The organism is Agrobacterium leguminum, from assembly GCF_005144435.2.
GTDB lineage: Bacteria > Pseudomonadota > Alphaproteobacteria > Rhizobiales > Rhizobiaceae > Agrobacterium > Agrobacterium leguminum.
Map to the genome: position 1 here is coordinate 117,481 of NZ_CP120213.1, position 14,721 is coordinate 132,201.

Here is a 14,721-nt window from a genome sequence, read left to right on the forward strand (position 1 = left end):
GTTATTGTGTTGGTTTCTCATTCGGCGCCGGCGACAAGGCCGACGTTCATCAAACGCTTTGCAAACTGCGCAGGGCCTCGTCGGTTTTTTCACGTCCGTAATCACGAACGGCCGAACTTTCCGAGACGACGCCGTCGCGAATATCCCGGGCCAGATCTGCTGTCGGGCGTTCGGATGGCGCACCAAATCCGCCACCGCCTGGGGTTTCAAGGCGCATGCTATCGCCGGCTTGCAGCACGACATGGGCGACTTTGGAGGGAAGGATCTCCTGGCTCTCCCGGCCGGGATTTCGCTTCAATGTACCTCGTCCGCCTTCCAGGCCACCCAGAGCGCCTTCGGCCCCTTTTTTGTGGCTGTCGGACCGTGCCGAAAAGATCGTGCCGTCCTGGAAGACCCGGATCTGGCGGGCAATCCCCAATCCACCGCGATGACGCCCGGCACCACCGGAATCCTCTACAAGGCCATATTCCTCGACCAGAAGCGGGAACTCGTTCTCGAGCGCTTCCGTCGGAATATTCAGGCTGTTGGTTACATGGACATGTGCTCCGTCCATCCCGTCGCGATCGGCTCTTGCACCCCCACCGCCGCCAAGCGCCTCGCCGCAAACATAGAGATTGTTGCTTCCGCTTCGCCCCCCTGAAAAATTAATGGACGGAAGGACGTCGTTGCCGGAAGCGATAATCTTGTTTTCCGGCAGAAGCCCGCGGAAAGCTCCGAACACGGCGCCGGCGATCTTCTGACAGGTGATCGACCGTGCCCCGCAGGCGGCTGGATGTATGGGGTTGGCGATCGATCCGGCCGGAGCCTCAATCGTGATCGCTTCGAACATGCCGCTGTTCGGCATTAATTCCGGATCCAGAAGCGCCTTGACGCAGTAGTAAACCGTGGCGCGAAGCGCACTGGTGGAGACGTTCAGCGCCCCACGGGCCTGTGGTCCCGTGCCATCGAGGTCGAAGTGAAGTTGATCATCCGAAACCGTGACGGTTACCTTGATCGGTACGGGATCGCCGCCGTTTCCATCGTCGTCGAGCTGAGTTGAGAAGGTGTAGCGACCGTGCTTCAGATCGGAGATGCGGCGACGCAGGCGCCGGTTGGTGTAGTCGAGGACATCGTCGATGGCGCGGTCCACTTCATCCAGCCCCATCTTCACGAACAGGGTTCTCGCCGCAGCGCCACCCTTCAGATTGACGGCGATTTGAACGTTGAGGTCGAGCTGGCGCTCCTCGGGCAGGCGGGAATTTGCGGCGATGAGACGAATGAGACCGTGATCGACCGCTCCTCCCCGGACGACCCGCATTGCCGGGATCCGGATGCCTTCCGCGAAAATTGTTGCCGATTTCGCGGAGGTCGATCCAGGAACGGCGCCACCGACGTCCGAGTGATGACCGATATTGGCCGCGAACGCCTTGACTTCGCCTTCGATGAAAATCGGAGTGACGACAGAAATGTCAGGAAGATGGGTCCCGCCCGCGAGATAGGGATCATTGCATATGAAAGCGTCGCCTTCGACCATCTCGGAGACCGGGCAGGCCTCCAGGACGGCCTGCATGCTTCCCATCAGCGAACCGAGATGTAGCGGAATATGGGTGCCTTGGGCGAGAAGGCGGCCACGCGCGTCAAAGAGACCGACTGAAAAGTCACGACGCTCCTTGATCTGCGTCGAGAACGACGCTCTCATCATATTGATCGCCATGTTCTCCGTGATGGAGAGCAGGCGGTTGGTGAAAATCTCCATTGCGATCGCATCGAATTTGCGTGCTGGAACCGAAGTGTGAAGAGCCGAAGTCATGAGCATCCGCCTTATGCTTGAACGATGATGTTGCCGGAGGAGTCGACCGAGGCCTGTTGACCCGGAAGCACAATCGTCGTCGAACTCATTTCGTCGATGACCGCTGGTCCTGCCAGTGACTGATTCACCGGAAGCGCTGATCGTTCGTACACGGGCGTGTCGATCCAACCGTCGCTACCAAAATAGACTGGGCGTTCTCCAATCTTCGCATCGGCGACCGATTCGCCGCCAATGTGTGTGGCTGGCTCGAACTTGGCCGTAACGCCGATCGCCTGAACACGGCAATTTACAATCTCGATATCTCGGCCTGGTATGTCGTAGCCATATTCTGCCTCGTGAGCCTCGCCGAACTTTTTCTGGAATATCTCCAGGCCGCTTTCATCGAAATCGTTGACCGAAACGGTGATTTCGAAGTTCTGGCCCCTGTAGTGGGCGTCAACGGCGAGATTGTATCGCCGGTTTTCTTCCGGGACTTTTTCGCTTGCAAGCCAGGCCTCACCGTCCCGGCGCAGCTCATGCAGCAAGGTCCAAACCTCAGTCCAGGTATCTGCATTGACCACCGTCAGGCACGTTCTCAGGAAATCGAGGCTGACATCCGAAAGGAGCGCCCCCCGAGCACACATGGTGCCAGGCTCCTGAGGGATGAGAACGCGCTTGATACCGCATTCCCTTGCGACCTCTGTCGCATGAAGCGGACCAGCGCCGCCATAGGCAAACAGGGTCAAATCGTCGAGATCATAGCCCCGTTCGGTTGTGACTGCCCGGATGGCTCGGCTCATGTTTGCGGTCGCCACCTGGAGAATGCCATAGGCCGCTTCTTCGACCGTTAGCTCCAGCGGATCGGCGACATTCTCCTTGATTGCCTTCAACGCCAGCTCGCGATTGATCGGCATCCGGCCGCGCAGCAGCGCGACGGGGTCCAGGCGATTGAGCGCAATATTCGCATCGGTCAACGTTGGCACCACACCGCCTCTGTCGTAGGCGGCAGGACCCGGAGCCGCGCCAGCGCTTCGTGGTCCGACTTTCAGCGCCGAAGCATCGTCGACGCCGGCGATGCTGCCGCCGCCCGCGCCAATGACATGAATGTCGACCATAGGCAGCTTCACAGGATGATCTGCGACCAGACGACCCGAAGTGAAAAGAGCATGGCCGTTCAAGATCAGCGCGACGTCAGTGCTGGTTCCGCCGACATCGAATGTGACAAGATTGGGCATGCCGGCGCGAACGCCAACCGTGGCCGCACCGACCACGCCAGCTGCAGGTCCGGAGAGACAGGTCGCCACAGGCAGTCGGCGGACGCTTTCGAGCGACAGTACTCCGCCGTTCGAATGGATCGTCATTGGTTCGACAGGAATACCGATCTTCGCGATGCCACCGCTCAGTCGGCTAAGATATCGATCCATTTTGGGACCGACATACGTGTTCAGGACTGTCGTGGAGGTTCGCTCGTACTCACGGAACTCCGGAAGAACCTTGGAAGAGATGCTAATATAGGCATCGGGCATTGCGGCCTGGACAACTGCAAGAGCTCGTTCTTCATGCTCCGGATTGCGATAGGAGTGAAGAAAGCAGATCGCAACAGCCTCGACGCCTGATTGTGCGAGGCGTTCCGCTTGGGCGCGCAGTTGCTCTTCGTCCAGATCAAGAATCACGTCACCGTTGGCCGCTAGCCGCTCGTCCACATCAAGACGGCGATAGCGATCGACGAGGGGCGAGGCTTTCGCCACTGATGTGTCATAGAGGGATGGACGGTTTTGCCTTCCGATTGCAAGGACATCTCTGAACCCCCGCGTCGTGAGAAGGCCGGTCTCGGCGCCTCGTTCCTCGATGATCATATTCGTTGCTACAGTGGTACCATGTCCGATGTAGTCGACATCGCTGGCAGGAAAACCGAACTCCTCGACAATGCGGGAAAGGCCGGCAAGGATCGCCTCGGAAGGATCCGAGGGGGTAGAGGACAGCTTGTAATATTGGACTGTTCCGTCAGTCGTGTTCTGAACGACGAAATCAGTGAATGTGCCGCCTACATCTATTCCAATTCTGCGCATAAAAACCCCTCACAAGCCACAATCGGGCTATGTCTCTTATTGATCTTGAATTTTTCTCAATCAGAGCCATTAGTCCAAGTCGAAATTTATTGGCATGTATTCTGTGGGGTTATATCTCACCGGGTCGGGCAACGCATGTCCGAGGGATGCCGCTTGTTAGAATTGTTATGTGAGCTCAGAGATCAGCGGCGAGACGCAAACCTCATAAAGCGACAATGTGTCGCGGTAAAAAGCCAATTATCCGTTATAGATACCTGGGAACACAATGTCCTGATCGACAAGCACATTGAACTTGTAGCCGGGTCGAATTTCCAGAGTGGGCTGTACGTCCATATTGCGCTGAATCGTTCTGTCGGCCACGCGCCCAAAAGTCTCGGCAAAATTCCGCCTTGCGGCGTCGGATGCCGTATCCTGCGTCGCGAGCGTCGAACTTTGCGGAACTGCCATATCGATGCCCGTCCCGATCAGTGCGATCATCGCCGCCGAGCCGAAGGTTTTGAGATAGTGATTGTTCACCTTGTCCTTGAAACCGCCATAGCCCTCAGCATCGGTCCCTGCCATGCCGCCGATCTGCAGCGTCGAGCCGTTCGGGAAGATAATATCGGACCAAACGACGAGGATGCGGCTCTGGCCAAACGAGACCTTGCTGTCGTAGCGGCCGAATAGCTTCGTGCCCTGCGGGATCAGCAGGCGATGGCCGGTCGCACTGTCGTAAACGTTCTGGCTGACCTGGGCAGTTATGCGGCCGGGCAGATCGGAATTAATGCCAGTGATCAAGGTCGCCGGGATCACTGAGCCCCTTTTCAGCTCATAGAGTGACTGCTGTGGGACAACACGGTTCGGCAGGTAGCCGAGGTCCTTGAGATCCGTGTTGAAGAAGTCTTCCTTGCTCTTCTGCCCATTGGGATCGATGTTCTGGCCGCCGAGGCCGGCACGCAAGGCGGCGGCATAGAGATCGGAAGCGCCTGCCGTCGTCGAGCTCGCAGTCGATGTATTGGCGGCCGAAGTATCGTCTGTTGCCGTGCGTGCCTCCAGCTTGCCGCGATCGATTGCGAGCGGCGCATCATAGGCGGCATCGTTTGCCTGGAGCCTTGCCATGCGCTGGCGCTGTCTCTCACGCAGGTATTGTTCCTGTTGCTCGCGCTCGAGGCGTGCGCGCCAGACCACCTGCTCCAGTTCCTGTCCGCGACGCTGTTCCGGCGTCGGGGTGAACGGATTGCTCGCCTTTTCGTCCACCTGCTTCGTCTCGACAGGTGTCGGCTGAAACGTCGTCTGCTGCTGCGGTTCGCCGATAATGCCGTCGGTGACACCGCGCTTGATCTGATCGGCAAAGGTGGAGGCGGGGTCGCCGGAACTGGTGTCCAGGCCGGCATCCTTCCCGAAATATAACCCGCGCGAGGCGAGCCCATAAAAAATGATGCCGAGGAAGGCGACTGCAAGCACGATGACGAAGACGATCGGAAGGCGATTGATCCGGCGGATGCCTGATGCCGCCTGACTGTTCTGCGCGCCGCCGAGTTTGAGGGATTGCACCATGATATTCGCCCTCACCCGCGCCGCATCAGTGAAAGCGCGCTCGCCGGCGTCGCTCCGGTCGACGTCACCGTGTAGGCGCGGCCGAGTTCGACACTGTTGGTCGAAAGGTGGGCAAGTACCTGACCGTCGAATGGCATGATCACATAGGCAAGTGGGACGACGGTCGTTCCGCTATCCGTCTTTTGGTCGGTGACGACGGCATAGCCCCATCCCTTCAGCGCCGCCTCCAGTGCCTGTCCGAAGGGTGAGGTATCCGCCTTCAGGGCAACGGTTGCCTTGCCCGGCCCGATCTGTTCGGCCAGGCGGCTGACCATGTCGCCTGCAATGGCGCTGGCCGCCGGTCCTGATATTTCGGGCGGCGCGTTGCTGGCGACAAGACCTTCTGTATCGATCGATTGGCATCCGGAAAGGAGGAGGGTGAGGATGCAGGTGGTGGCAAGACCGGGGATCTGGTTCAGGGCGCTCTGTATGGAGAGAAGGATTTTCATCGCCGCCCTCCCCTGCTGATCGTCACCTTTTGTTGTTTCCAGCCGACGCCCGAGACGAGCACGGCGCGATCGACGTTGTAGTCGACCACCATCATATTGCTCTTCATGCGGTAGTTGACGATACGGTTCTGGCCACCGGAGACGACGAAGAGAACCGGCGCATCCTGACCCGAGATCGATCGCGGGAACTGGATGTATGTCTTTAGGCCATCGGAATAGACCCGTGTCGGCCGCCAGCCGGCACTGCCCGATATGGAATAGGAAAAGCTCAACTGCTCCGCCGGCACCCCGGCGCCGGGGATCGTACTGGCTTCAAGGCGCGCATTGATGTCGGCGAGTTTCGTGGAAACATCCTCGGGATATTCGAAGCCGACGCGAGCCATGTATTGCGTGGGATGCGACTTGAGCTGGATATGATATGTCCGCCGGGATGTGGTCACCACCATCGAGGTGACAAGCCCTGGTTCCGATGGCTTGACGATGAGGTGGATGGCCTGGCCGCCGGCAGCACCCGATGTCGCTGGCTCTACTTTCCAGCGCACGGTGTCGCCGACCAGCACATCGCGCACCACCTCGCCGCCCTGAAGCTCGATATCGCAAACCTGCAGCGGCGAGCAGACGACGGAGGGCTGAACCTCGCCATAGAGAAAGATCACCTTGCCATCCGCGCCTTTGGTGACCAGGCCTTTCGATCCGCGCCATTGGGTCGAGAGCCCAATGCCTTTCGCCTCGTTGGCGGTGACACCATCAGCGGCAAGCGCAGTCAGGGGGGCAAGGACGGTAAAGGGGACGATCGCCAAAACCAGGTGGCCGATGGCCAGCGTAGCCCGTTGTCTTCTGTGTCTGATATTCATGCTCGGGCTATGCCTTTCAAAGCTGTGCAGTCCAGTCGAAGTCGCGGAGATAGAGACCGATTGGATTGAGACGGATGACGCCCTCATCCTGGGGCGCCGTCAGCGTCACGGTGGCGATGCCGCGGAAGCGGCGTGTCGCCGTTTCCTTGCCTCGCCGATCGCGCTCGAATTCGGTCCAGTCGACCTGATAACTCTGGTTCGAGAGCGCGACGATGTTGTTGACCTCGATGGCCACTGTCGCCGTCTTCGCCTTTTCGAACGGCGAGTTCGAGCGGAACCAGGCATTGACCTTTTCGGTCGCAGGATCGGATGTCCGGAGCAGCCCGTAGGTCCGGTCGATGTATTGCTTCTGGACGACGGCGTCGGGCGTCACCGATCGGAAACTCGAGACGAAGCTGCCAAGTGTGGCGCGTACGACGCGCGGATCGGCATATTCGATCTGCTGCGGGAATCCGGCATTGACGGCCGTGCCTAGTTTGTCGACCTCTACGATGTAGGGGATGAGCTTGACCTGCGTGCTCTGGTAGAGCGCATAGCCAAACCCGATCACTGCCATGGTCATGCCGGTGATGCCGACGATGCGCCAGGCGGCGGCCGCTTTCACGTACGAGCCGTAGCGTTCGTTCCATTCGTTGCGCGCAGCGATATAGGGGTTGTCTGGTGGAGTGGTTCCAGCCATGCGCTGTCAGCCTCTTATTTCTTGTCATTGATCGGGGGTGGCGGCGGCGGTGTACCGGGCCGGCCGGATTGCTGGTCGAGCTTGGCGTTGGCGAGGCCGAGCATCGAACCGGCATAGGCGCCGGGCGAGCCGATGGCCTTGTCCTTCGCAGCCGAGCCAACTGCGCCGGCCGCTTCGCCGATGCCGGCTTCCATCCCGCGCATGGCGGCACCTGCCAATGACGCTCCCCCTGCCCTCGCGGCACTTGCTGCCTCAAATCCCCGATTTGCAGCGCCGATCGTGAGGAACCCGGCGCCCAATGCGGCAGAGGCTGCCTGCCCGCCATGGCGGATCGCTTCCATCCCGCCGCTCACCGACGCACCCTGCACCACACCCTGCAGGATGGGCGGCACATACATGGCGATGACGAAGACCACGACGGAGATACCCGCAATGGCAAGCGTCGTGATGAACTGTTCGGAGGTCGCCGTCGGCGCTTCGGCCAAACCGAGCAGGATATCGGAACCGATCTTGGCGATCATCACCAGCGCCATCAGCTTCATGCCGACCGAGAAAGCATAGACCAGATATTTGACGGCAAAATCCTTGGTGTAGGACGAGCCGCCAAGCCCGAGCATGATCATGCCAGCGAGCAGACCGACATACATCTCCACCATGACGGCGACGAAGATTGCCGCAACGAGCGAGAAGGACACGACAACGACGACCATGGCGAAGACGGCGGCGATCGCCAGCGCGTTGTCCTCGAAGACGCCGAACTTGGCCTGCTCCGACATTTTGGTCGCAACCCGAATGCCGGCATCAAAGATATTGGCGGGCGAGGCCGAGCCGGCGCCGGCACCGATCTGGTAGAGGCTGTCGACCACAGCCTTGGCAAAGGCCGGTCCCTCATTGAGGATAAAAGCGAAAAGGCCGATGAACATGATGCGCTTGACGAGTTCGGCAAACCAGCTGTCGAGCGAGGCTGCATTAATTGCCAGCCAGACGGCGGCGATTCCGATCTCGATCCCGGCCAGGATCCAGAACAGCGACCGCGCCGCATTCATCACGGTCGTTTCCCAGCCCTTGGCGGCCGTCACGACGGAGTTCTCCAGAGTGGTCAGCACTTGACCTTGTTGCGCGAAGGCGGGGGTGGTGGCGATCAGCGCAACGCCGATCGCCATGAAAGCAAGTTCAAACTTGCGGGAAGTAGGCGCCGCTACCATCGTGGTTTCATCTCCTGGCCGCCGCGAATATCGCGGGTGGTATCACCGCCGAAGAACTGCTCGCGATGTTGGCGCTTTTCTGCATCGGAGGCGGGACCGGTTGCGCCCGCACCTGAACCGGATATCGAGGTCGGCTCGGGCTGGATCAGCTTCCAGCTGACAGCGCCACCCGCAGTGACGATCCCTGCTACCACAAGGATAATGATCAGACGCGGGCTCACCAGCGTGGCTCCATCGTCTGGCCGCCACGGATATCCCTCTCGGTTCCACCGAAGAACTGTTCACGTCGGGCCTGCGCGAGATCTTGTCTCGCCTGTTCCGACTGGAACCATGTGCCCATCATGGTCATCTGCTGGGAAACGAGACCGCGAAGCTTTTGCATCTGTGCCACCTGCTGTGCGGCGATCTGGTGGCCCACCTGCAGCGCCTTCATCTGGCCGTCGGCAGATTCCGACATGGAACGCAGTGACGACATCGTGCTTTCCTCGCTGGAGAACTGCTCTGCCGTCAGGTTCGCGGCCTTCAGCGTGCCGGCGATCGTGTCGCGATTGGTGTCGGACCAGTTCTGGTAGGTTGAGGAAAAGCTCGCGCCATCCGGCAGGTTGCTCTTCACATCGGAAAAACTCTGGAAGCGCTGCTTCAGCACATCATCGATGTTGCCCATCGAGAAGGCCACACCCTGCCCCTGGTTAACGACGCTTTGCAGATTCTGCAGGTCGCTTTCGACCTGGCCCCAGATATGGTTCGGCAGCTGCGCCGTATTCTGCAACATGTTCTGGTAGATCTTGAGCTGGTTCTGGATCTGCTCGGCCAGCTGCGAGATCTGGGTGATCTGGTTGTTGACCTGCTCGGCCGATTTGCCGACCAAAGAGATCAGTTCGGCGTTGTTGGCGAGCTGCGTCCATTCGGTAGCCTGCCCTGTGACGCCGCCGGCATGGGCGGGAACAGGGAGAGTCCAGGAGAACGTAACGACCGCACTGAGTGCGACGCGCAATATCCTATTCAACCGGGAAGAGCTTATCGGCATGGGCGATCCCCCTTTGCTGGAGCCAATGAAGAGGCCAATTTGCCCCGTGTTCGGAATGCAGGGAGCGGATCCGTTTCAGGTCTTCCTTCCCGGATGCCCCTACAAACGAAAGCGCGACGGGACCGAGCGCCATATCGAAGAGCCGGCGACCTTCTGGTGAAACGACGTAATAGTCGCGCTTCGGAATGGCAGTGGCGACGATCTCGATCTGCCGCTCGTTGAAGCCGATGCGCTCATAGAACTCCCGCGTGCCCGGCTCTCGGGCCGACCCGTTCGGCAGGCAGATTTTCGTTGGGCACGATTCTTTCAGGACATCGATGATCCCGGAGCGCTCCGCGTCCGAGATCGATTGTGTGGCGAGCACCACGGCGCAGTTGGCCTTGCGCAGCACTTTCAGCCATTCCCGGATCTTGTCGCGAAACACCGGATGACCCAGCATCAGCCAGGCCTCGTCGAGGATGATCAAGCTGGGAGCCCCGGTCAGGCGCTTTTCGATCCGGCGGAACAGATAAGTTAGAACAGGCACAAGATTGCGCTCGCCCATGTTCATCAGCTCCTCGATTTCGAAGCACTGGAAGGTGCCCAGCGCCAGACCATCTTCCTCGGCGTCGAGAAGCTGGCCCATCGGCCCGTCGACAGTGTAGTGATGCAGCGCATCCTTGATTTCGCGCATTTGCACGCCCGACACGAAGTCCGATAGCGACCGCCCGCGTGATTCCGCCATCAGCCCGACCTGTCGGGATATGGCGTTGCGATAATCCGGTGTGATCGTCACACCCTGCAGCGCCACAAGCATCTCGATCCATTCAGCCGCGAAGGCGCGGTCGCCCTCGGTATACAGTTCTGCGAGCGGGCAGAAGGAAAGCACCCTCCCCTCCCTTTCTCCGGTCGCATCGCCGCCGATCTGGTAATGATCGCCATCGATCCCGAGCGTCAGAGGCAGCATCGAGCCGCCCTTGTCGAAGGCGAAAATTTGCGCACCGGCGTAACGACGGAACTGCGCGGCGATCAGCGACAACAAGGTGGATTTGCCGGAGCCGGTCGGACCGAAGATCAGCGTGTGACCGACATCGTCGACATGCAGGTTCAGCCGGAAGGGTGTCGACCCGCTTACGACCTGCATCAACGGCGGCGATCCGGTCGGATAGAATGGGCACGGTGCGACCGGGCTTCCCGACCAGACCGAGTTCAGAGGGATGAGGTCGGCGAGATTGCGCGTATTAATCAACGGCTCGCGGATATTGGCATAGGAAAGACCCGGCAGACTTCCCAGAAAAGCATCGGTCGCATTGAGCGTCTCGATCCGGGCGGCAAATCCTTCGGCTTGGATCAGGCGGCGGATCGCTTCGCACTTTTCCTGAAGCCGTGCCTGGTCTTCATCGAACAACACGATGACCGGCGTGTAATAGCCATAGGCCACGAGCTGCGACGATGCCTTGGCGATTGCGTCCTCGGTCTCCGCCACCATCATCATGGCGTCCTGGTCAAGCGAGCGGGACTGGGTTTGGAACAATTGGTCGAAGAATGGCCGGACTTTCTGCTGCCATTTTTTGCGAGTACGCTCGAGCTTCGCCCGCGCCTCCTCCGCATCGAGAAAGACGAAGCGAGACGACCATCGATATGTCAGCGGCATCAGGTCGAGCGCGTTGAGGATGCCGGGCCAGCTTTCCGCCGGTAGGCCGTCGATCGCGACGACGCCGAGAAAGCGATTCTCGATGAGGGGCGTCAGCCCGTGCTGGAGTTCCGCCGTCACCAGCCAGTCGAGATACATGGGGATTTCCGGCAGGCGCACCGGATGGTTCTCACCGGTGACGCAAAAGCGGATGAACTGGAACAGTTCGTCATAACGGGCAACACGAAAGCCACCGCGCTCCGACGTCTCGCGCGTCATCATCCGGCGGATCGACATCACATTGGCGAGATACTGCTCGACCTCCCGGATAGAGGAGAGAAAGCTTTCAAGAGCCTTATCGGCATAAGTCGCGGACCGGCTGGCGGTGTCCGAATAGATATAGCGGGTCAGGCCGGAACGGCGTGGCTCCGGCGGCCGCCAGGTCAGGATCAGCGCATGCCGGCTCTCGAAATGCCCCCTTTCCTTCTGGAAATGTGCCCGCCGTTCCGCATCGATAGCGCGGGTGACGAGATCAGGAAAATGGCCGTCGGATGCTTGCGGGTAATCTGCAGTCGGCACCCTGACCGCCTCGACCTGTATCATCCAGCCGGAGCCGAGCCGCGACAGGATCGCATTGATCTGGCGAGAGACCTCGTTGCGTTCAGCATCGGTCGAGCTTTCGCTGTCCGGCCCGGCAAAATACCAGCCGGCCATCAGCGAGCCGTCCTTCAGCAGGATGACGCCGTCATCGACCAGACCGGCGTAAGGCACGAGGTCGGCGAAGGATGGCCAGGAATGACGGAATGATTTGAGGGCGACCATCTCTGCTCCTTCAGAATTTGCGCCACGGCGACGACGTCGCGCGGTAGAAGGTTTTGTAGGAGATGTGGCGGACATAGACGCGCCGCATCAGCGGATCGGCTTTCGCCATCATCCGGAGCGCCCCGACCGCCACTAGCCAGATCGCGATCCCGAATAGAGCTGCGTACCAGGTCAGCACCACGAAGATCAGGATGATGGCGGCCAGCGCTGTCAGCAATACCAGTTCACGATCGGCACCCATCAGCAGGTTCGGACGTGATAGCGCCCGATGAACCCGCGACCGCGCAAGAGTCGAGCCAGGTTCAGCCACGATCCCCCTCCCTTCTCTTAATGGGCGTGGGGGAGGGGGAATACTCGATCGGATCAGCCTGCGAATGAAGCTCGCCGATCGACGCTCCTGTCGCGCCGAACAGGGCGACGATCTGGGTGGCGCCGAGCAGCACGCCACCGACCAGTGCCACGTAGCAAAGCCGTCGGGCAAAGTCGTTCAGTTCACCGCCGAAGATCAACATGGCGCCTGCGATCGCCACCGCCGCAAGCGCGATGAAGCCGGCGACTGGTCCGGTGATCGACTGCTGGATCTGCTGGAGTGGGGATTCCCATGGCAGACTGCCGCCACCCGAGGATGCCAGTGCCCCATCCGTGGAGCCGAGAGTGACGAAGGTCAGTGCTCTCACTGTGAGAGCAAGATGGGTCTTACGCAACATGGCTGTCCTCGTCGATCTGGGCGTAATGTTCGGTCTGGTAGTGGCTGTTGCGGTATCCCTCGATGTGGATGACCTCGCGGACCCGCCTCCCCTTCCCCGTGCGTTCGATGGAGACGACAAGATCGACGGCTTCGCCGATCACCTCCTGCATCGGTTGCTGGCTGGCTTCGGCCGTCAGCTGTTCCAGCCTTCGCAGTGCCGACATCGCAGTATTGGAATGGATCGTGGTGACACCACCGGGATGGCCGGTGTTCCACGCTTTCAGCAGCGTTAGGGCCGCGCCGTCACGAACCTCGCCGACGATGATGCGGTCGGGACGCAGGCGCATCGTGCTTTTGAGGAGGCGGGCCATGTCGACCGTATCGCTGGTATGCAGTGAGACAGCGTTCTCGGCGGCGCACTGGATTTCGGCGGTGTCTTCGAGAATGACCATTCGATCGTCGGGCGCGGCCGTCACAATCTCGGCGATGATGGCATTGGCAAGCGTCGTCTTGCCCGAACCGGTTCCGCCCGAAATAACGATGTTCATGCGGGAATCGATCGCGCTGCGGATGGCCGAGGCTTGGGCTTCGGTCATCACTTTCGACGTCACATAATCGTCGAGCGGTATAAGGCGCGATGCCCTCCGCCGGATCGTAAATGCCGGTCCGGATACGATCGGTGGCAACAGGCCCTCGAACCTGTGTCCCCCGATGGGAAGTTCGCCGGAGATGATTGGCCGCTCATCGTCAGCTTCGGACTGCAGCGCATGAGCAACACTGCCGATCACGACCTCCGCGGCTGCCGGTGTCATGGCGCCGGCAGCCGCGACGCCATGACCAAGCCGCTCGATAAACAGTCGGCCATCGGGATTGAGCATGATCTCGACGACAGTCTCGTCATCAAGGGCAACGCAAAGCTGGTCGCCCAGCGCGTCCTGGAGTTTGCGGACAAGGCGCGGATGGGAGCGAAGCTGGGTCACGCGGCACTCCTCAACGGGCGGCCGTTATCGTCGGCGATGATCGAACGGTATCCCGGCGGGCAAACGCGCTCGAAACTCATTCGGTCGGCGGGCAAATGTCCGGCGACGGCGACGGTGTTGCCGATCACGACGGGTTCGCCCAGTCGCGTCATCGGCCAACCGGCGCGCTTTAGGATGCGCTCGAAGCGAAGATCGGTTGCGGTGACGATTTCGTCGTAGCCGTTTGCCATCGACCATTCGATGATGCCGGCGAACATGGTGAGCGTCGCGAGATGCAGTTGGCCCCCTGCCCTCGTCGTCGGCAATGTCGTGTCGACGCAGAAGCGTGAGCTTTCGACCATTGCCTTGGTGGCGCCGAGAGAGCCGGCTGCCAGCAATTGCGGGAACGTCCTCTCCAGCATGGTCGGGCCTGATGCGGGTAAAAGCCGCGCGCAGCCGACTACCCTCTGCCCACTGAGCGTCGCGAGGATGTAGGTCGGGCTGAGGTTGTCGTACTGATCCCGTTCGCCGCCGTCCTCGATTGCGACATCCCATTCCAGACGATTTCTGAACACCTCGGCGCGAAGCCGGTGCATTTGCTTCAGGTAGTGGCTCTGGTGTTCATATTGGCCGGGCGAGACGGTCAGAATCAGCATGTCGATCTCCGCAACAACAAACGATGCGGAGAGAAAACATCTCGTTCAGCGTGTGGCTATGTGCAGATCTGCACCCGGTGATTCTCTTGAGTCGAGTGTTCAAGGGGCGATTTTCGATCGCAATCGCTATCGGGAAGCGTTGATTTCATGTGCAAATCTGCACCTACAGTCGGCTACCTTGAAACTGGCGGCGCGGCCTAACCCTATACGATTCAAGCATGATTCATTTTTCGGCAAAGAAACCGGACGGCTGCGTTAACTTCCTGTTAACCTTATTCTTCTTGCCACCGTCGGGGAATCGCCGATAATGACGGTACTTGGGCTGATTTCAGCCAAATGCCGTCATTCGGGGGAAGTT

14 protein-coding genes are annotated in these 14,721 nt (G+C 60.0%); all 14 read right to left on the reverse strand.

Going from position 1 to position 14,721, the window contains the following annotated elements:
- Positions 1–49: 49 nt before the first annotated feature.
- The 14 genes from CFBP4996_RS26085 to traI all read right to left on the reverse strand — a co-directional run bounded on the left by CFBP4996_RS26085 (position 50) and on the right by traI (position 14,363).
- Positions 50–1,789, reverse strand: a complete 1,740-nt coding sequence (locus CFBP4996_RS26085; RefSeq protein WP_080855543.1) for a hydantoinase B/oxoprolinase family protein — start codon at positions 1,787–1,789, stop codon at positions 50–52.
- 11 nt (positions 1,790–1,800) lie between these two features.
- Positions 1,801–3,837, reverse strand: a complete 2,037-nt coding sequence (locus CFBP4996_RS26090; RefSeq protein ID WP_080855451.1) for a hydantoinase/oxoprolinase family protein — start codon at positions 3,835–3,837, stop codon at positions 1,801–1,803.
- A gap of 237 nt (positions 3,838–4,074) precedes the next feature.
- A complete protein-coding gene (gene trbI / locus CFBP4996_RS26095; protein ID WP_080855452.1) occupies positions 4,075–5,373 on the reverse strand; it encodes an IncP-type conjugal transfer protein TrbI in 1,299 nt (432 codons plus the stop codon).
- An 11-nt stretch (positions 5,374–5,384) separates the two neighbouring features.
- The gene (gene trbH, locus CFBP4996_RS26100; RefSeq protein WP_080855453.1) at positions 5,385–5,861 is read right to left on the reverse strand and encodes a conjugal transfer protein TrbH; all 477 of its coding nucleotides are present in this window, start codon (positions 5,859–5,861) and stop codon (positions 5,385–5,387) included.
- Entirely contained in the window at positions 5,858–6,715 is an 858-nt protein-coding gene (trbG, locus tag CFBP4996_RS26105) for a P-type conjugative transfer protein TrbG (RefSeq protein WP_080855454.1), read from the reverse strand. Before trbG ends, trbH begins: the two co-directional genes overlap by 4 nt.
- A gap of 16 nt (positions 6,716–6,731) precedes the next feature.
- Entirely contained in the window at positions 6,732–7,394 is a 663-nt protein-coding gene (locus CFBP4996_RS26110) for a conjugal transfer protein TrbF (RefSeq protein WP_080855455.1), read from the reverse strand.
- Between the two features lie 14 nt (positions 7,395–7,408).
- The gene (gene trbL, locus CFBP4996_RS26115; RefSeq protein WP_080855456.1) at positions 7,409–8,599 is read right to left on the reverse strand and encodes a P-type conjugative transfer protein TrbL; all 1,191 of its coding nucleotides are present in this window, start codon (positions 8,597–8,599) and stop codon (positions 7,409–7,411) included.
- Positions 8,593–8,820, reverse strand: coding sequence for an entry exclusion protein TrbK (trbK, locus tag CFBP4996_RS26120; protein WP_080855457.1), 228 nt, complete (start codon positions 8,818–8,820; stop codon positions 8,593–8,595). Before trbK ends, trbL begins: the two co-directional genes overlap by 7 nt.
- Entirely contained in the window at positions 8,817–9,626 is an 810-nt protein-coding gene (gene trbJ / locus CFBP4996_RS26125; protein WP_080855458.1) for a P-type conjugative transfer protein TrbJ, read from the reverse strand. Before trbJ ends, trbK begins: the two co-directional genes overlap by 4 nt.
- Entirely contained in the window at positions 9,598–12,060 is a 2,463-nt protein-coding gene (locus CFBP4996_RS26130; protein WP_080855459.1) for a conjugal transfer protein TrbE, read from the reverse strand. The genes trbJ and CFBP4996_RS26130 overlap by 29 nt, the downstream gene beginning before the upstream one ends.
- A 10-nt stretch (positions 12,061–12,070) precedes the next feature.
- Positions 12,071–12,370 carry a conjugal transfer protein TrbD gene (locus tag CFBP4996_RS26135; RefSeq protein WP_080855460.1) on the reverse strand — a complete coding sequence of 100 codons (300 nt, stop codon included), beginning with the start codon at positions 12,368–12,370 and terminating at the stop codon, positions 12,071–12,073.
- Positions 12,363–12,767, reverse strand: a complete 405-nt coding sequence (trbC, locus tag CFBP4996_RS26140) for a conjugal transfer pilin TrbC (protein ID WP_080855461.1) — start codon at positions 12,765–12,767, stop codon at positions 12,363–12,365. The genes CFBP4996_RS26135 and trbC overlap by 8 nt, the downstream gene beginning before the upstream one ends.
- A complete protein-coding gene (gene trbB / locus CFBP4996_RS26145) occupies positions 12,757–13,728 on the reverse strand; it encodes a P-type conjugative transfer ATPase TrbB (protein WP_080855462.1) in 972 nt (323 codons plus the stop codon). The genes trbC and trbB overlap by 11 nt, the downstream gene beginning before the upstream one ends.
- Positions 13,725–14,363: an acyl-homoserine-lactone synthase gene (traI, locus tag CFBP4996_RS26150; RefSeq protein ID WP_080855463.1), complete on the reverse strand. Its 639-nt coding sequence runs from the start codon at positions 14,361–14,363 to the stop codon at positions 13,725–13,727. Before traI ends, trbB begins: the two co-directional genes overlap by 4 nt.
- Between the last annotated feature and the right edge of the window lie 358 nt (positions 14,364–14,721).